Below are 17,061 nucleotides of genomic sequence, written 5' to 3' on the forward strand. Positions count from 1 at the left end.
TGCATTACAATCGCGACCGGGAGTATTTGACCATGGCCTTGGATGGCAATTTCAGCACAAACATGTCACGCGCGGCGATGAAGGCCGAACTGCTTGACGCCGAGACCGAACTGACATTGGCCTATGCCTGGCGCGACCAGCGGGACGAGGCGGCGCTGCATCGCCTGATCACCGCTTACATGCGACTGGCGATCTCGATGGCCTCGAAATACCGGCGCTATGGCGCGCCGATGAACGATCTGATCCAGGAAGCGGGTTTGGGCCTGATGAAGGCTGCCGACAAGTTCGACCCCGACCGCGGCGTGCGGTTTTCGACCTATGCGGTCTGGTGGATCAAGGCCAGCATCCAGGATTACGTGATGCGCAACTGGTCAATGGTGCGCACCGGGTCCACCAGCAGTCAGAAGTCGCTGTTTTTCAACATGCGGCGGGTGCAGGCGCGGCTGGAGCGCGAATCCATGGCCAAGGGAGAGACGCTGGACCGCCACCAGATGCGAGAGATGATCGCCATCGAAGTGGGCGTGCCGCTGCGTGACGTGGAGATGATGGAAGGCCGGCTGTCGGGCACGGATTTCTCGCTGAATGCGACGCAATCGACCGAGGACGAGGGCCGCGAGTGGATCGACACGATCGAGGATGACGGCAAGCGCGGTGACGAGCTGGTCGAGGAAGATCATGACCGGAGCGCGCTGCGCAATTGGCTGGGCGGTGCGATGTCCAAGCTCAACGAGCGCGAGCGGTTCATCGTCGTGCAGCGCAAGCTGAAGGACGAGGCGCGGACGCTGGAGAGCCTTGGCGAAGAACTGAGCCTGTCGAAGGAGCGCGTGCGCCAGATCGAGGCGGCGGCGTTCCAGAAGATGCGCAAGTATCTGGAAAAGCAGGGCGGAGAGGTGCAAAGCCTGCTGGCCTGAGTCTTTCAAGAGGCTTCGGTAGACGAGAAATGACGCTGTCGCGGGGTGCGGCGGCGTTTTTTCGTGGCCGGGTGGCGGGCCTTGTGCCGTGCGGGGTCCGGGCATAGTGTCTGGCCGAGACGGAAGGGAGCCTTCGCATGCTGGCCGGAAAACGTATTTTGCTGATCATCGGGGGCGGTATCGCGGCCTACAAGGCGCTGGACCTGATCCGGCGGCTGCGCGAGCGGGGTGCTTCGGTGACGCCGGTTCTGACGAAGGCCGGCGCGGAGTTCGTGACGGCGCTGTCGGTGTCGGCGCTGGCGGGCACGAAGGTGTTCCGGGATCTTTTCGACCTGACGGACGAGGCCGAGATGGGCCATATCGAATTGAGCCGCAGTGCGGATCTGATCGTGGTGGCCCCGGCGACGGCGGACCTGATGGCGAAGATGGCCGGGGGGCAGGCGGATGACCTGGCCTCGACGCTGCTGCTGGCGACGGATACGGCGGTGCTGCTGGCGCCGGCGATGAACGTGCGGATGTGGGAGCATGCGGCGACGCAGAGAAATATCGCGACCCTCAAAGGCGACGGGATCGGGTTTGTCGGGCCCAATGCGGGCGACATGGCCTGTGGCGAGCATGGGCCGGGCCGGATGTCGGAGCCGCTGGAGATCGTGGCGGCGGTAGAGGCGCGGCTGGCGGCCGGGCCGCTGGCGGGCAAGCGGATCGTGGTGACCTCGGGGCCGACGCATGAGCCGATCGACCCGGTGCGGTACATCGCCAACCGCTCGTCCGGCGCGCAGGGCACGGCGATTGCCAGGGCGCTGGCGGGCGCGGGGGCGGAGGTGGTGTTCGTCACCGGGCCGGCGGATGTGGCCCCGCCCGAGGGGGTCGAGGTGGTGAGGGTCGAGACCGCGCAGCAGATGTTGCAGGCGGTCGAGGTCGCACTTCCCGCCGATGCGGGGATCTTTGCCGCCGCCGTGGCGGATTGGCGTGTTGCCAGCGCGGGGGCGAGCAAGATCAAGAAAGAGGGCGGCAAGCTGCCGATGCTGGAGTTTGCCGAGAACCCGGACATACTGGCCAAGGTCAGCCGGATGACGGAGGGCAGGCCCGGCCTGGTGGTGGGCTTTGCCGCCGAGACGGATGACGTGGTGGACCACGCGACGGCCAAGCGGGCGCGCAAGGGCTGCGACTGGATCGTGGCCAATGACGTGAGCCCGGCGACGGGGATCATGGGCGGCACCGAGAACGCGGTGACGCTGATCACGGCAGACGGGGCCGAGGTATGGCCGCGCATGTCGAAGGCGGACGTGGCGCGGCGGCTTGCGGAGCGCATCGCGGCAGCGTTGGGCTGAAACCGGATGGTGCGCCGGAAGAGGTTCATGCCTTCGGCGAGGATATTTATGGCCAGAGGAAAAGCGGGAAGAACCGGCGCATGGTGAGCATTTCGGTGATGTGGGACGAGGGCGCGGATCGCGATTTGGGCCTGCCAAGCTATGAGACCGCGGGGGCGGCGGGGGCCGATCTGCGCGCCAACCTGCCCGACCGGGGTGCGGTGGTGATCGCGCCGGGGGCGCGGGCGCTGGTGCCGACGGGGCTGCGGCTGGCGATACCGGAAGGGTACGAGGTGCAGCTGCGGCCCCGGTCGGGGCTGGCGCTGAAGCATGGGATCACGCTGCCCAACAGCCCCGGGACGATCGACAGCGATTATCGCGGGCCGTTGGGGGTGATCGTGATGAATGCCGGGGATGCGCCGTTCACGGTGGAGCACGGGATGCGGATCGCGCAGATGGTGGTGGCGCCGGTGGTGCAGGCCGGGTTCGAGGTGGTGGAAACCCTTGAGGACACCGCGCGCGGGGCGGGCGGTTTCGGGTCCACGGGGGCAAGCTGATGCTGTTGGTGCTGATCCTGGCCGGGGCGATCTGGGGGCTTGGTGCGTGGATGGGCGCGCCGCGCCGGCAGCGTTGGGGCATGATCGGTGCTTTGTGGGCGTTCGTCGTGCTGACGCAGCTGGTGCTGCCGGACGGAAATGGCTTGCGCGAGGCGACGGGGGGCGAGGCGGCACCCTGGCTGCTGTTGGGAGGCGGCGTGGCGCTGGTGCTGGCGTACCGGCAGGTGCTGCGCCGGTTGCGGGGGCGGGTGACCGAGCCGGAGCCGGAAAAGCCCCAGGGCCTGTTCGCGCCGACGGAGCTGGAGCGCTATGCGCGGCACATCGTGCTGCGCGAGATCGGCGGGCCGGGGCAGAAGGCGCTGAAGCAGGCAAAGGTTCTGGTGATCGGGGCCGGGGGACTGGGCTCGCCCGCGATCCTGTACCTGGCGGCGGCGGGCGTGGGCCGGATCGGGGTGATCGACGACGACGTTGTGGATGCGACGAACCTGCAGCGGCAGGTGATCCATACCGATGCGCGGATCGACATGCCGAAGGTACATTCGGCGGCGCAGGCGGCGGAGGCGGTGAATCCGTACGTGGAAATGCGGCCTTACCAGCGGCGGTTGAGCGAGGAGATCGCGGCGGACTTGTTTGCCGAGTATGATCTGATCCTGGACGGCACGGACAATTTCGACACGCGCTACCTGGCGAACCGGGTGGCGGTGGCGCAGGGCAAGCCCTTGATTTCGGGGGCCTTGTCGCAGTGGGAAGGACAGGTGAGCGTGTTCGACCCGGCGGAGGGCGCGCCGTGTTACCAGTGTATCTTTCCCGAGGCCCCGGCGCCGGGGCTGGCACCGAGCTGTGCTGAGGCCGGCGTGCTGGGGCCGTTGCCGGGTGTGGTGGGGTCGATGATGGCGGTGGAGGCGGTCAAGGTGATCGCCGGCGCGGGCGCGGCGCTGCGGGGTGAAATGCTGATTTACGATGCCCTATATGGGGAAAGCCGGAAGATATCACTGAGCCGCCGGGCGGAGTGCCCTGTGTGCGGCCAACGAGGAGAGCAAGATGACCAATCCGCTGTTGAGTGAGTGGGAGACGCCGTTCGAGATGGCGCCGTTCGACCGGGTGTCGGACGAGGATTTCGCGCCGGCGTTCGAGGCCGCGTTGGAGGAGGCGCGAGGCGAGATCGCGGCGATTGCGGACAATCCCGAGCCGCCGACTTTCGCCAACACGGTGGAGGCGCTGGAAGTGGCGGGCGACAGGCTGGACAAGGTGCTGTCGGTGTTCTTTACCGTGGCAGGGGCCGACAGCAACGACAGGCGGCAGGAATTGCAGCGGGAGTTCAGCCCGAAGCTGGCCGCGTATTCGTCCGAGATCTACGGGAACAAGGCGCTGTTCCAGCGGATCGCGACGCTGTGGGAGGATCGCGAGAACCTTGGGCTGACCGAGGAGCAGGCGCGGGTGCTGTTGCTGACCCATCGCGGGTTCCGGCGGGCCGGGGCCGGGCTGGACGGCGACGCGGACACGCGGATGAGAGAGATACGCGCGCGGCTCGCGGAGCTGGGCACGGCGTTCACGCAGAACCTGCTGAAGGACGAGGCGGGGTGGTTCATGGAGCTGAGCGAGGCGGATCTGGAAGGGCTGCCGGAGTTCGTCGTGCGGTCGGCCCGGGCTGCGGGCGAGGAGAAGGGGGCGGCGGGGCCGGTGATTACCCTGTCGCGATCCTTGATCGTGCCGTTCCTGCAGTTCTCGCCGCGGAGGGATTTGCGCGAGAAGGCCTATGCCGCATGGACGTCGCGCGGGGCCAATGGCGGCGAAACGGACAACCGCGGGATTGCCGCCGAGGTCCTGAAGCTGCGCGAGGAGCGGGCGAAGCTTTTGGGGTACGAGAGTTTCGCCGCGTTCAAGCTGGAGACCGAGATGGCCAAGACGCCCGAGGCGGTGCGCGGCCTGTTGATGGATGTCTGGGGGCCGGCGCGCGCGCAGGCGGAGGCGGATGCCGAAGCGCTGACCGAGATGATGCGCGAGGATGGCGTGAATGGGCCTTTGGAGCCGTGGGACTGGCGGTACTATTCGGAGAAGCGGCGCAAGGTTGAGCATGACCTGGATGAGACGGCGCTAAAGCCGTATCTGCAGCTGGACCGGATGATCGAGGCGGCGTTCGCCTGTGCGCATCGGCTGTTTGGGTTGGAGTTCAAGCGGCTGGACGTGCCACTTTATCATCCCGATTGCCGGGCGTGGGAGGTGACGCGCGAGGGGCGTCACGTGGCTGTGTTCATCGGGGATTACTTTGCGCGCGGATCGAAGCGGTCGGGGGCCTGGTGCTCGGCTATGCGGGGCCAGCGGAAGTTTCCCGATGTGAAGGGGCCTGTGGTGATCAACGTGTGCAATTTCGCCAAGGGCGATCCGGCGCTCTTGAGCTATGACGATGCGCGGACGCTCTTTCACGAGTTCGGGCATGCGCTGCACCAGATGCTGTCGGACGTGACCTATGAGAGCATCTCGGGGACGTCCGTGGCGCGGGATTTCGTGGAGTTGCCGAGCCAGCTTTATGAACACTGGCTGGAGGTGCCGGAGGTTCTGTCGGAATTCGCCACCCATGCCGAGACGGGCGAGCCGATGCCGCAGGAAATGCTGGACAAGGTGCTGGGCGCTGCCACTTACGATATGGGGTTCCAGACGGTAGAATACGTGGCCTCGGCCATGGTCGATCTGGCGTTCCACGAGGGGGAGGCGCCCGACGATCCGATGGCGAAACAGGCCGAGGTGCTGGCGGAGATGGGGATGCCGCACGCGATACGGATGCGCCACGCGACGCCGCATTTCGCGCATGTGTTCAGCGGTGACGGGTATTCGAGCGGGTATTACAGCTACATGTGGTCGGAAGTGATGGATGCCGATGCATTCGCCGCCTTCGAAGAGGCGGGCGGGGCGTTCGACGCGGAAAAGGCGAAGGCGCTGGAGGAGCATATACTGTCGATGGGCGGCTCGCGCGAGGCGGAGGAGTTGTACCTGGCCTTCCGGGGCCGGATGCCCGGAGTCGAGGCGCTCTTGAAAGGGCGGGGGCTGGCCGAATGACACCGGAAGAGATCGAGAAACTGCCCTATCGGCCCTGCGCGGGCGTGATGCTGGTGAATGGAGACGGGAAGGTTTTCGTCGGCCAGCGGATCGACAGCGAGTACGATGCCTGGCAGATGCCGCAGGGGGGCATCGACGAGGGCGAGGAGCCGCGCGATGCGGCGCTGCGCGAGTTGTGGGAAGAGACCGGGGTGAAGGCCGATCTGGTGACGGTCGAGGCGGAGACGCCGGAGTGGATCCCCTATGATTTACCGCATGAGCTGGTGCCGAAACTGTGGAAGGCACGGTATCGGGGGCAGATGCAGAAATGGTATCTGATGCGGTTTCACGGGGTCGATGCGGATGTGGATATCAGCGGCCCGCCGCCGGAGTTCTCGGAGTGGAAATGGATCGCGCCCGAGGACGTGGTGGACGCCATCGTGCCGTTCAAGCGCGGGGTTTACGCCAAGGTGATGGCCGCGTTCGGGGATCAGCTATGAAGGTGTTTTTGACGAGTATGGCGTTGGTGCTGGCGGCCGGACCGGCGCTGGCGCTGTCGTGCCTGCGGCCGGATGTGGCGCGCACCTACAACGAGGCGTCGGAGGCGGAGCAGGCCTATGTGGTGGTTTCGGGCGCGTTGCGCTTTGACGAAACCCGGTTGCCGAAGAACGACGGGACCAACAACGACAGGCGCAACGTGACGATTCCGGCGCGGCTGGAGGGGACATCGCTGTCGCGGGCCGGTTTCACGACGCCGTTTGCGCGGGACATCACGTTGGAAGTGCAGTGTTTTGGCCCGTGGTGTGGCGGGGCGCAGTCGGGGGTGGAGTATCTGGTGTTTCTTGAGAAACACGGGCGGAACCTGGTGATGGTCGCGGACCCCTGCGGCAGCTGGGCGTTTCCGGAGCCGTCGGTGGAGCAGGTAAGGCAGGTGGAGACCTGTATCGGCGGGTTGGAGTGTGTGCCGTTGAAGTGAGGAGGGCGCGCGTGGGTTTTCACCCACCCTACGAGGTGCCGGATCGGGTCCGGGACGGGTGGAGTGGGGCCGCGCGGAATCAAGGCCGTAGGCCGCCGCGCATCGCCGGGCCGCCCCCACGGCACGGCGATTTGGCTGGACTTGGCGCCCCGCTTGAAGGTTTTGCGGATATGGCTGGCATAAAGCGCGCAGAACGACTGTTGATCGCCGTACCGCGGCCCGGCGATGCGCGGCTTCCTAAAGGGGCGCGCGTGGGTTGTCACCCACCCTACGATTCGGACTCGAAATGAGAACAAAAGGTGAATATCATGGGGGCCTGCCATGTTCACCGAATTGTCGATCACCTCCAACTTCACCTTCCTGACCGGGGCGTCGCACGCCGAGGAATACGTGGCGCGGGCGGCGGAGCTGGGTCTGGCGGGGCTGGCGATTGCCGACGAGAACTCGGTCGCGGGCGTCGTGCGTGCCCATGCGGCGGTGCGCGAGATTGCACGGCTCGTGGCCGAGCGGGAACGGATCGAGGCGCGCGACGGTCCCATCGGCCCGCCCGCGCCGGAGCCGCGCGCGCCCGAGTGGGCGCATGTGCCACGCTTCTATCCCGCCGCCCGGCTGGTGCTGCGCGAGGGGCTTGTGCTGACCGCCCTGCCCGAGACGCGGCAAGGTTGGGGGCGGCTGAGCCGGCTGATCAGCGTCGGGCGGTTGCGCGTCGAGAAAGGCGAATGCGACCTGCGGCTGGAGGACCTGCTGGAGGGTATGGAGGAGATCGTGCTGTTGCTGCATCCGCCCGAGGGGGCGTTGCGGGATTGGAAGCGTCACGCGGGGCGGCTGGTGAAGGGTGTTGGTGGGCAGTGCTACCTGCTGATGGCGCCGCGCTATGACGGGCAGGATGCGGCGCGGTTTGACCGGCTGGCGGGGCTGGCAGCGGAGTTGGGGCTGGAGCCCGTCGCCTCGGCCCTGCCCGCGATGCACCATGCGCGGCGGCGGCGGCTGGCGGATGTGCTGACCGCGATAAGGCAGGGGCGGCGGGTGGACGAGTTGGGCCGCGCGGCCCTGGCCAATGGCGAGCAGCGGCTGCGGTCGGGGCCCGAGATGCTGCGGCTGTTCGCGGGGCACGAGGATGCGGTACGGCGCACCGGCGACGTCGCGGCGCGGCTGCGGTTCTCGCTCGATGAGCTGCGGTACGAGTATCCCAGCGAGGTGTCGCAGGGGGAAACGGCGGCGCAAAGGCTGCGGCGGCTGGCGATGGAAGGGCTGCGCTGGCGCTATCCCGACGGCGCGCCGGAGCGGGTGCGGGGGATGATCGAGCACGAGCTGAGCCTGATCGCCAAGCTGAAATACGAGCCCTATTTCCTGACGGTGCGCGATGTGGTCGCCTTTGCCCGGTCGCGCGGGATCCTGTGCCAGGGGCGCGGGTCGGCGGCCAATTCGGTGGTGTGCTATTGCCTGGGCGTCACGTCCGTCAGTCCGGAAACCGGCACGATGGTGTTCGAACGGTTCGTCAGCGAGGCGCGCAACGAGCCGCCTGACATCGACGTGGATTTCGAGCATGAGCGGCGCGAGGAGGTGATCCAGCATATCTACGAGCGCTATGGCCGGCATCGCGCGGGGCTGTGCGCGACGGTCATTCATTACCGGGGCAAGCGGGCCATCCGCGAGGTCGGCGCGGCGATGGGGCTGAGCCAGGACACGGTGGGCGCGCTGTCGTCGCAGTTGTGGGGGTTCTTTTCCTCCTCGGGCGCGGTGGAGCGGGAGCGGATGCGCGAGATCGGGCTGGATCCCGACGACCGGCGGCTGCGCCAGACGATGGAGCTGGTGCGCGAGATCGAGGGGTTTCCGCGGCACCTGAGCCAGCATGTGGGGGGCTTCGTCATCACCGAGGGGCGGCTGGACGAACTGGTGCCCATAGAGAACGCCACGATGGAAGGGCGGACGGTCATCTGCTGGGACAAGGACGATATCGATGCGCTGGGCATCCTGAAGGTCGACGTGCTGGCGCTGGGGATGCTGAGCTGCCTGCGCAAGGCGTTCGACCTGATCGAACAGCATCACGGGCAGGAACATACGCTGGCCTCGCTGCCGCCGGAGGACCCGAAGGTCTATGACATGCTGTGCGAGGCGGACACGATCGGGGTGTTCCAGGTGGAGTCGCGCGCGCAGATGAATTTCCTGCCCCGGATGCGGCCGAGATGCTTTTACGACCTGGTGATCGAGGTGGCGATCATCCGGCCCGGGCCGATCCAGGGCGACATGGTGCATCCCTATATCCGGCGGCGGAACGGCGAGGAGACGGTGGAATTTCCATCCGACGAGCTGGGCCGGGTGCTGGGCAAGACGCTGGGCGTGCCGCTCTTTCAGGAACAGGCGATGCAGATCGCCATCATCGGGGCGGGGTTCACGCCGGAAGAGGCGGACCGGCTGCGCCGGTCGCTGGCGACGTTCAAGAAGCACGGGAACGTGAGCGAGTTCCGCACGCGGTTCCTGCGCGGTATGCGGGCCAATGGCTATGACATGGAGTTCGCCGAACGGTGTTTCAGCCAGATCGAGGGGTTCGGCAGCTATGGTTTCCCGGAAAGCCATGCGGCGAGCTTTGCGCTGCTGGTCTATGCGAGTGCATGGGTCAAGCGGCACCATCCGGGGATATTCGCCTGTGCGCTGCTGAATGCGCAGCCGATGGGGTTTTACGCGCCGGCGCAGATCGTGCGGGACGCGCGGGAGCACGGTGTCGAGGTGCGGCCCGTGTGCATCAACGCCAGCTATTGGGACAACGTGATGGAGCCGGATGACGCGGGCGGGCTGGCCCTGCGGCTGGGGTTCCGGCAGGTCAAGGGGATGGTGGAGGAGGACGCCCACTGGATCACCGCGGCGCGGGGCAACGGGTACCGCGAGGTGAGCGACGTGTGGCGCCGGGCGGGCGTGGCGCCCGAGGTGATGACGCGGCTGGCCGAAGCGGATGCGTTCGCCAGCATCGACGTGGCGCGGCGCGGGGCGCTGTGGGAAACCCACGCGATGGTGGGCAAGGAGGCGCTGCCGCTCTTTGCCGGGGACATGGAGGGCGAGGCGGTGTTCGAGCCTGCCGTTCACCTGCCCGCCATGACGACGGGCGAGGAGGTGGTGGAGGATTACGTCTCGATGCGGTTGTCGCTGAAGGCGCATCCGCTGGCCCTGTTGCGCGATCTGCTGACGCCTTCCGGCCCGGTGGATCGGGGCGATCCGTCGAAGCGGCAGAGCGCCGCATTGGATGCCGTGTCGCCCGGGGCGGATGCCGGAGCCTTCGGCGGAAGTGTTGCCAAGTCTGAAAAATGAGTTTTTACAAGTGTTTGTGAGAAGGATTCGAGGTTTCCCTGTTCCTATCCATGGCCGTGCTGCATCCCGAGGGTCGTAGAAGGGCCATCTACGCGTCGAGGCGCAGTTTCGTGAGCCGGTCAAATCCAGCCGGGACCTGCTCTTGCACTTGCAGTTATGGCGGCCGGGCTTCATAACGCAGCACCACTCAGCGGCGACGGAAAATCTCCATGCGAATGCTCGATACATTCATCAAGCCGATGCATCCGGAAGGCAGAAAGTTCGTTGCGATCTTTGCCGGTGCGACCCTCCTGTTGTTTCTCGTGGCCGACATCCTGGGGTGGATCGGCGTCGGGCTTACGGTCTGGTGTTATTACTTCTTCCGCGACCCCGAGCGTGTGCCGCCGTCGCGAAGCGGGGTCATCGTCAGCCCGGCGGATGGCATCGTCTCGTTGATCGAGAAAGCGGTTCCTCCCGAAGAGCTTGGGATGTCCGGCGAGGCGTTGACCCGCATCAGCGTCTTCATGAGCGTATTCAACTGCCATGTGAACCGGATGCCCGTCGGAGGCCGGATCGAAGCGGTCGCCTATCGGCCGGGCAAGTTCTTCAATGCCTCGTTGGACAAGGCCAGCGCGGACAACGAACGCAACAGCCTGCGCATCGCGATGCCGGACGGGCGGGATGTTGCCGTCGTGCAGATTGCGGGGTTGGTGGCGCGGCGGATCGTGTGTTTCGTCAAGGAAGGCGACACGCTGTCGACCTCGGAAAGGTTCGGGCTGATCCGGTTCGGCTCGAGGCTGGATGTCTATCTGCCCGACGGGGTTGTACCCCTGGTTCATGTGGGGCAGACCATGGTTGCCGGAGAAACAGTATTGGCCGACCTCACCTTGCCCGATGCCACGAGATAACCAGACCCCGCGGGACCGCGCCGGCAGGAACAGAAACGAAGCCGCGCTTGTCCAGTTGCTGCCCAACCTGATCACGCTTGCCGCGATCTGTGCGGGCATGACGTCGATCCGGTTCGCGGTTCAGGCGGATTACATGTTCGCGGTGCAACTGGTGCTGCTGGCCTGTGTGCTGGATGGCGTCGACGGCCGGGTCGCGCGTTTGCTGCGAAGCGACAGCAAGATCGGCGCTGAGCTCGATTCGCTCGCGGATTTCCTGAACTTCGGAATCGCGCCGCCGCTGATCCTGTATTTTTGGGGCTTGCAGGACATCCGCAGCGTGGCGTGGATATTCGTGCTTTTCTTCTCGGTCTGCTGCGTGATCCGGCTGGCCCGTTTCAATGTCGACCACAAGTCGGAGGATGCGCCCGGGTCGGCCACCCACTTTTCGGGGGTTCCGTCGCCGGCGGGCGCGGTGTTGGTCATGATGCCGCTGTACCTGTCGTTTGCGTTCCAGCACGACAAGCTGCCGGGCCTTGCCATCTGCATCTACATGGTTTTCGTGGGCCTGTTGATGATCAGCGCCGTGCCGACGATGTCGCTCAAGGGCGTGACGATCTCGCGGGCGAACGTGAAGTTCTTCCTCGTCGGCGTTGTCCTGGCCGGGGCCGCTTTCTTTACGTTCACCTGGATTGCGCTGTTCGTGCTGTCCGCGTGCTATCTGATTACGGTGGGATGGTCCGCGGTCCGCAAGGCGAGAGACCTCAGAAAGTAAGGAGAACGCATGGATATCGAGGCGGTCAAAACGTCCTACGCGCGGTGGGCCCCAATCTACGACAGGACATTCGGAGCGGTGACGAATGTCGGCCGGAAGCGTGCCGTCGATTATATCAACGCGCGCTCCGGGAGCGTTCTTGAAGTGGGCGTGGGCACGGGTCTTTCGCTCGAGCATTACGGCCCTGAGACGCAGGTCAGCGGCATAGATTTCAGCGAGGACATGCTCGCCAAGGCGCGCGACAAGGTGGAGCGCCTGAATCTGGGTCATGTAAGGGAGTTGCGGCAAATGGATGCCCGTAACCTCGATTTCCCGGACAATCACTTCGACACGGTCGCAGCAATGCATGTGCTGTCGGTCGTCCCCGAGCCCGAGCGCGTGATGCGCGAAATCGGCCGGGTCTGCAAACCGGGCGGAAAAGTGGTGATCACGAACCATTTCGTGCGCAAGACAGGCGCGCTTTCCGTTCTGGAGCGGGTGCTGGCGCCGGTGGCCAACGTGATCGGTTGGCATTCCGATTTCGAGATCGAAACCGTGCTTGGGTCGGAGTGTCTCAGGGTGGACGTGCAAAGACCATTGCCGCCCCTTGGCATGATGACGTTCCTGGTGCTGGAGAAAGCGCCGGAGCATTAGGGTACGGACGCACCGAGGCACACCCGAAGTCGATGGCGTCAGACTTTTGACGGCTTCCTGATCCGGCGCGCGACCGCTTTTCGTTTTCTGTGTCGGTCATCGCGCTATCCGGCATCGAAGGCGGCGGCGGGCGGAACGGCCCGTCGTTTCCACGTCAGCACGATGATCGCGGTGACCGTGATCTGGACGGCCGCGAAGGCCACCAGTGCGGACAGAAGGCCCAGCATGTCGGCCAGGGCGCCGCTGGCGATCACCGGAAGCGAAAAGCCGAAATAGGCGTAGACGAACAGGCCCGCCGTTGCCCTCGCCCGGTCGTCCGGCGCACGCAACGACACTTCTGCCAGGGCAGCGAGGTAGGTGAAGCCATAGCTTGCGGCGCTGGTGATACAGGTGCCGACGAGAACGAATGTCAGAACCTTCAGCCACACACCGGCCAGGAGGACGAGAAAGCCGAGCGGGATGAGGACGAACCCGAGGGCAAGCGCGCGGTCGTTGGTCATGCGCCGGGCCATCGGTTGGCACAGGAACCCCATGAAGATCGCCAGGAAGATGACGAGGCCCGTCCACCCGCCGAGATCGTTCGCGGCAAGCTCCAGCGGAATGACAGCGATGGTCATGCCGGTCGTGGACCAGGCCAATGCCATTGCGGCACCGAACACCCATGTGCCGGAGGGGAATACCGGCAGGCGCAGGAGCGACACGGGGCGGGGCTTGTCGATCCGGGGAAGTCCGAGGGCGATCAGGGCGAGGACCGGAGCCGCCACGAACAGGACGATATAGCTGGCAGGCAGGAGCGTCGGCCCCTGCACCCCGAGGCTGATCCCCGTTGCCAGAGCGCCGCCGCCAAAGCCGAGCGATGTGGCGGAGGTCACGACAAGGGCGGCGTTCCTTGCACGGCTCGCGCCGAGAATTTCCGTCATGTAGGCCGTCCCGGCGGTTGTCGCCAGACCCGTCCCGATCCCGAGCAGGACGCGCGCGACGACAAGACTTGCCCAGCTTGGCACCTGTACGAGAAGCGCCGTTGCCACGGTGCCCAGGATCAACGCCAGCGCAATCGGGACCCGTCTGCCGATGCGGTCCGACAGCCCGCCGATCAGCAACAGCGTCGGCAGGAGACTACCGACATAGGCCGCGAACGCGACCGTCACCGCCGTGGCCCCGACATCGCTTTGGGCCGCGTAGACCTCGTAGAGCGGAGCCTGAAGGTTGACGGCGAACGTCACCGTGAAGAGCCCGAGAGCAAGCAGCGAAACAGGGATGAGCCTGGACATGGGGCGCGGACCTCGAAGATTGACTTCAGACCGGCATGGCACGATGAATGTCGTAGGACAATTTTTCTATTGTACTAGATACAGTGAGGCGATGAAGAGGGCGCGATACATCCACCTTGCCGACATGCTCTCGACGGCGATCGAGGAGGGCAAGCTGGCCCCGGGCACGAAGCTGCCGACCCATCGCGCCTTTGCCGAACAGTTCAGCGTGGCCCTGGCCACGGCGACGCGTGTTTACAGCGAGGTCGAACGCAGAGGCCTGATCGTCGGCGAAGCCGGTCGCGGCACGTTCGTGCGCGATGTCGGGCTGCCGCCCGCGCTGGGGGTCCGGCAGACGGCCAGCGATGGCCTCGTCGATCTTGTTTTCAACATGCCGGGGGATGCGGGCGATGCGGATATGTTGCGGGCGGGCCTGCGGCGGCTTGCGGCGGCGGGCGACCTTGAGGCGATGTTGCGGTATCAGCCGCACGGCGGCCGGGCGCACGAACGCCGGATCATTGCCGAAAGCCTAGCCTCGACCCTTGGCCCCATCGACCCCGACTGCCTTCTGGTCACGTCGGGCGGGCAGCACGGGCTGGCGACTGTCGCGCTCGGTCTTCTTCGGAGCGGCGACAGGGTCGCAACCGACACTCTGACATATCCCGGCTTCAAGTCCGTCGCGGCGTTGCAGGGGCTGGATCTTGTTCCGGTCGAGGGGCGACATGGCGTGATGGACCCGGACGACCTGGAACGGCAGTGTCGCGCGCGCAAGCTGCGGGCGGTCTACCTGATGCCGACGGTTCACAATCCATTGGGGGCCGTCATGGACGAGGCAACGCGCCTGCACCTGATCGAGATCGCGCGCGCGCACGACCTGTTGCTCATCGAGGACGCGGCCTATGCATTCCTGGAACCGGACCCTCCGCCCAGCCTCTTCGCGCTTGCACCGGAACGAACGGTTTATGTCGGTAGCTTTTCCAAGAGCCTTTCGACAGGGTTGCGTCTGGGCTACCTGGTCGCGCCCGAGACCCACCTGGACGGATTGCTTGAAGCGATCAGGGCGACGACCTGGAACGCCCCGGCGTTGATATCCGGGTTGGTCACGGGCTGGGTGGAGGACGGCACGCTTGCCAAATCCGAAGCCACCCGGCGGCGCGACGGCGCAGAGCGCCAGCGGCTCTGCCGGACGGTTCTTGGCGGTTCCTCGGTTCTGTCGCATCGCAACGCGGGCTTCGCCTGGTTGTCGCTTGAAAAGGGCGTTCGCGCCGAACCGATCGTCACACGGCTGAAGGCGCAGGGGATTTCTGCGTCCGGCGCGGACCCGTTTGCAACCACCGTCGCGGCGCCACAGGCGTTGCGGCTTGCCTTCGGCGGGATCGCAATGGACGCGTTGACGGGAATTTTCCGGACGGTTCGGGACGCCGTCGATGCGGCGTCGGTATCGTAGGAGAGCCTTGGTCGCTGACCTGCGTGCAGGCAGTTTTTGAGTGTTTTTCTGCCTTGGGACGTTATCGCTCGGCACCCGTTCGGCGGGACCCTCCGGGGAATGGTGCAGGCGTCTGGTGCCCTGGGCCGGCCGGGCTGGCGTGGCGGGCAGGGCTGGTGTATGCGGCGCCCATGTCCGATTACGACCCGCCGATGACCCCGCTGGAGGTGCTGCACGAGGATCACGAGATCCTGGTGGTGGCCAAGCCGCCCGGCCTGCTGAGCGTGCCGGGCAAGGGGGAGCACCTTGCCGATTGCCTGCTGGCGCGTGTGCAGGAGGCGTTTCCCATGGCGCTGCTGGTGCATCGGCTGGACCGGGACACGTCCGGCGTGATGGTCTTTGCGCTGTCGCCCCATGCGCAGCGGCACCTTGGCCTGCAGTTCGAGAAGCGGCAGGTGAAGAAGATCTACGTGGCGCGGGTCTGGGGCCGGGTGGAAGAGCGGACCGGGACGGTGGACCTGCCGCTGATCGTGGACTGGCCGAACCGGCCGCGGCAGAAAGTGTGTCATGAGACCGGCAAGGCCGCGGTGACGGACTGGCGCGTGCAGAGATATGGCGACGGCGAGACCCGGATGCGGCTGATGCCGAAGACCGGGCGCAGCCACCAGTTGCGCGTGCATATGCAGGCATTGGGGCATCCGATTCTGGGCGATCCGTTCTATGCCGAGGGCGCGGCGCTGGAGCATGAGCGCCTGATGCTGCATTCCGAGGAGTTGCGGCTGCGGCATCCCGATGGCGGGGCGGGGATGGTGTTTCGTCAGAAGGCGCCGTTCTAGAACGCGTGGTGCGTGAAACTCAGGCGCGCAGCACGCGGTCGGTTAGGTTGAGGCGGTGCGCGATGATGGGTTTCAGCGTGGCGGCAAGGTGGGGATCGTCGGCCTGTAGCTGTTCGAGTTCGTCGAGCCGGTTGGTGGCAATGAGCGTGAGCGCGTCGAGCCGTGGGGTGCCGTCGGGATGGCGGGGGAGTGCGGTGACGGTCTGAATGTGTTCGGGTTTGGGCGTGGGGGCCAGTTTCGTGACCTCGGACGTGGTGAGCGGGGTTTCGACAAAGGCGTAGAGGCCCACGCCCTTGGCGGGCAGGGCGAAGGTGCAGAGCGCCACGTCGGCGATCTGCGGATGATCGAGCAGGGCCTTGCGCAGGGCAGGACCGTCACGTTCCATGCGGTCCTCGGTGCCTTCGCCGTCGGACCAGTTCATCAGGCGACGGGTGATGAAATTGTAGAGCCGTTTGCCGGTGGCCATCCAGACGCGCGAGGGCAGGGATTTCTGTGCCAGCATCCGGTGCTCTGACGGGGTGAGCAGATGCGGCGCGTAGGCGCGTTTCTGTTTCAGCAGGTGGCGCAGGTCCTCGCGGGCCTTGAGACGGAAGAGCTTGCCACGCCGGGGATGGACCGAGGCGAGCTGAAAGTCGATCACCGCGGCTTGGCCCTCGGGGGTCATCAGCCAGTTCTGCGGCTTGGCGATGTCGTTGTGGGTGACGCCGGCGCGGCGCATTTCGCGCAGGAGGCGCTTGGCGTCGTGGTACCAGGCCGGATCGGTGGGCTTGGCCAGTTGCAAAGGCGTGCCCTTGGTCCAGCTGCGCAATAGGCCCACGTGGTCGGCGCGGATGAGGGTGGGGCAGCCTTCGATCCCCTGCACGGCGCGCAGGCCGCGGGTTTCGCGCGCAGCCAGCCAGCGCGAGAGAGGGCGGGCGTAGAGCGGCACCGTGTCGAGCTTGCGCAGGACGACGGCGATGTCGGGGTGGCCTTGGAGGTGGCCGGAGATGGTCTCGGAAAAGATATCGCGCTTGTGCACGGTCTCGGGCACGAAGACGGCCTGCGCGATATCGGGGGTGCTGCTCATGGGGGGTGTTTAGTGTGTTTCAGCGTAGGGGGGAAGGTGGGGTGGAACCCCACCCTACGGAAGTGTCGGGCGGTTTTTCGCGGTGCGATGTGCGGAAGGCTGCCAGACCCCGTCGCGCATCC

General features: G+C 66.0%; 15 protein-coding genes. 13 read left to right on the top strand and 2 right to left on the bottom strand.

Annotated elements, in window-relative coordinates:
- The first annotated feature begins 32 nt into the window (after nt 1–32).
- The 11 genes from FIU85_RS13535 (at nt 33) to FIU85_RS13585 (ending at nt 12,361) form a co-directional block, all read left to right on the top strand.
- Complete coding sequence (locus FIU85_RS13535; protein ID WP_152493914.1) at nt 33–911, top strand: RNA polymerase factor sigma-32; 879 nt, start codon at nt 33–35, stop codon at nt 909–911.
- A 137-nt stretch (nt 912–1,048) separates the two neighbouring features.
- On the top strand, nt 1,049–2,242 hold the full coding sequence (coaBC, locus tag FIU85_RS13540) for a bifunctional phosphopantothenoylcysteine decarboxylase/phosphopantothenate--cysteine ligase CoaBC (RefSeq protein WP_152497266.1): 1,194 nt from the start codon (nt 1,049–1,051) through the stop codon (nt 2,240–2,242).
- Between the two features lie 80 nt (nt 2,243–2,322).
- A complete protein-coding gene (gene dut / locus FIU85_RS13545) occupies nt 2,323–2,778 on the top strand; it encodes a dUTP diphosphatase (protein WP_152497267.1) in 456 nt (151 codons plus the stop codon).
- On the top strand, nt 2,778–3,842 hold the full coding sequence (locus FIU85_RS13550; protein ID WP_152497268.1) for a HesA/MoeB/ThiF family protein: 1,065 nt from the start codon (nt 2,778–2,780) through the stop codon (nt 3,840–3,842). Before dut ends, FIU85_RS13550 begins: the two co-directional genes overlap by 1 nt.
- Nucleotides 3,820–5,832 (top strand): M3 family metallopeptidase, encoded by a 2,013-nt coding sequence (locus FIU85_RS13555; protein WP_152497269.1) that lies wholly within the window; start codon nt 3,820–3,822, stop codon nt 5,830–5,832. The genes FIU85_RS13550 and FIU85_RS13555 overlap by 23 nt, the downstream gene beginning before the upstream one ends.
- Complete coding sequence (locus FIU85_RS13560; RefSeq protein WP_152497270.1) at nt 5,829–6,311, top strand: RNA pyrophosphohydrolase; 483 nt, start codon at nt 5,829–5,831, stop codon at nt 6,309–6,311. The genes FIU85_RS13555 and FIU85_RS13560 overlap by 4 nt, the downstream gene beginning before the upstream one ends.
- Nucleotides 6,308–6,787, top strand: a complete 480-nt coding sequence (locus FIU85_RS13565; protein ID WP_152497271.1) for a hypothetical protein — start codon at nt 6,308–6,310, stop codon at nt 6,785–6,787. The genes FIU85_RS13560 and FIU85_RS13565 overlap by 4 nt, the downstream gene beginning before the upstream one ends.
- Nucleotides 6,788–7,108: 321 nt before the next feature.
- Nucleotides 7,109–10,090, top strand: a complete 2,982-nt coding sequence (locus FIU85_RS13570; protein ID WP_152497272.1) for an error-prone DNA polymerase — start codon at nt 7,109–7,111, stop codon at nt 10,088–10,090.
- Nucleotides 10,091–10,299: 209 nt separating this feature from the next.
- Nucleotides 10,300–10,977, top strand: a complete 678-nt coding sequence (locus FIU85_RS13575; RefSeq protein WP_152497273.1) for a phosphatidylserine decarboxylase — start codon at nt 10,300–10,302, stop codon at nt 10,975–10,977.
- On the top strand, nt 10,964–11,728 hold the full coding sequence (pssA, locus tag FIU85_RS13580; protein WP_152497274.1) for a CDP-diacylglycerol--serine O-phosphatidyltransferase: 765 nt from the start codon (nt 10,964–10,966) through the stop codon (nt 11,726–11,728). Before FIU85_RS13575 ends, pssA begins: the two co-directional genes overlap by 14 nt.
- Nucleotides 11,729–11,737: 9 nt before the next feature.
- Entirely contained in the window at nt 11,738–12,361 is a 624-nt protein-coding gene (locus FIU85_RS13585) for a class I SAM-dependent methyltransferase (protein WP_152493903.1), read from the top strand.
- Between the two features lie 104 nt (nt 12,362–12,465).
- Here FIU85_RS13585 and FIU85_RS13590 read toward each other — a convergent pair whose 3' ends face one another.
- Nucleotides 12,466–13,632 carry an MFS transporter gene (locus tag FIU85_RS13590; RefSeq protein WP_152497275.1) on the bottom strand — a complete coding sequence of 389 codons (1,167 nt, stop codon included), beginning with the start codon at nt 13,630–13,632 and terminating at the stop codon, nt 12,466–12,468.
- A 91-nt stretch (nt 13,633–13,723) separates the two neighbouring features.
- Here FIU85_RS13590 and FIU85_RS13595 point away from each other — a divergent pair, with 91 nt between their 5' ends.
- Together FIU85_RS13595 and FIU85_RS13600 are read left to right on the top strand one after the other, a co-directional pair.
- On the top strand, nt 13,724–15,058 hold the full coding sequence (locus FIU85_RS13595; protein ID WP_152497276.1) for a PLP-dependent aminotransferase family protein: 1,335 nt from the start codon (nt 13,724–13,726) through the stop codon (nt 15,056–15,058).
- 170 nt (nt 15,059–15,228) lie between these two features.
- On the top strand, nt 15,229–15,873 hold the full coding sequence (locus tag FIU85_RS13600) for a pseudouridine synthase (RefSeq protein WP_152497277.1): 645 nt from the start codon (nt 15,229–15,231) through the stop codon (nt 15,871–15,873).
- Nucleotides 15,874–15,892: 19 nt separating this feature from the next.
- Here the strand turns inward: FIU85_RS13600 and FIU85_RS13605 are convergent, their stop codons facing one another.
- Nucleotides 15,893–16,939, bottom strand: a complete 1,047-nt coding sequence (locus FIU85_RS13605) for a phosphotransferase (RefSeq protein ID WP_152497278.1) — start codon at nt 16,937–16,939, stop codon at nt 15,893–15,895.
- Nucleotides 16,940–17,061 lie beyond the last annotated feature (122 nt).

This window comes from Roseovarius sp. THAF8 (assembly GCF_009363735.1).
Taxonomy (GTDB): domain Bacteria; phylum Pseudomonadota; class Alphaproteobacteria; order Rhodobacterales; family Rhodobacteraceae; genus Roseovarius.

Coding starts and splice junctions, on each gene's coding strand:
- FIU85_RS13535 (WP_152493914.1), top strand. CDS start 33: ATGGCCTTGGATGGCAATTTCAGCACAAACATGTCACGCGCGGCGATG.
- coaBC (WP_152497266.1), top strand. CDS start 1,049: ATGCTGGCCGGAAAACGTATTTTGCTGATCATCGGGGGCGGTATCGCG.
- dut (WP_152497267.1), top strand. CDS start 2,323: ATGGTGAGCATTTCGGTGATGTGGGACGAGGGCGCGGATCGCGATTTG.
- FIU85_RS13550 (WP_152497268.1), top strand. CDS start 2,778: ATGCTGTTGGTGCTGATCCTGGCCGGGGCGATCTGGGGGCTTGGTGCG.
- FIU85_RS13555 (WP_152497269.1), top strand. CDS start 3,820: ATGACCAATCCGCTGTTGAGTGAGTGGGAGACGCCGTTCGAGATGGCG.
- FIU85_RS13560 (WP_152497270.1), top strand. CDS start 5,829: ATGACACCGGAAGAGATCGAGAAACTGCCCTATCGGCCCTGCGCGGGC.
- FIU85_RS13565 (WP_152497271.1), top strand. CDS start 6,308: ATGAAGGTGTTTTTGACGAGTATGGCGTTGGTGCTGGCGGCCGGACCG.
- FIU85_RS13570 (WP_152497272.1), top strand. CDS start 7,109: ATGTTCACCGAATTGTCGATCACCTCCAACTTCACCTTCCTGACCGGG.
- FIU85_RS13575 (WP_152497273.1), top strand. CDS start 10,300: ATGCGAATGCTCGATACATTCATCAAGCCGATGCATCCGGAAGGCAGA.
- pssA (WP_152497274.1), top strand. CDS start 10,964: ATGCCACGAGATAACCAGACCCCGCGGGACCGCGCCGGCAGGAACAGA.
- FIU85_RS13585 (WP_152493903.1), top strand. CDS start 11,738: ATGGATATCGAGGCGGTCAAAACGTCCTACGCGCGGTGGGCCCCAATC.
- FIU85_RS13590 (WP_152497275.1), bottom strand. CDS start 13,632: ATGTCCAGGCTCATCCCTGTTTCGCTGCTTGCTCTCGGGCTCTTCACG.
- FIU85_RS13595 (WP_152497276.1), top strand. CDS start 13,724: ATGAAGAGGGCGCGATACATCCACCTTGCCGACATGCTCTCGACGGCG.
- FIU85_RS13600 (WP_152497277.1), top strand. CDS start 15,229: ATGTCCGATTACGACCCGCCGATGACCCCGCTGGAGGTGCTGCACGAG.
- FIU85_RS13605 (WP_152497278.1), bottom strand. CDS start 16,939: ATGAGCAGCACCCCCGATATCGCGCAGGCCGTCTTCGTGCCCGAGACC.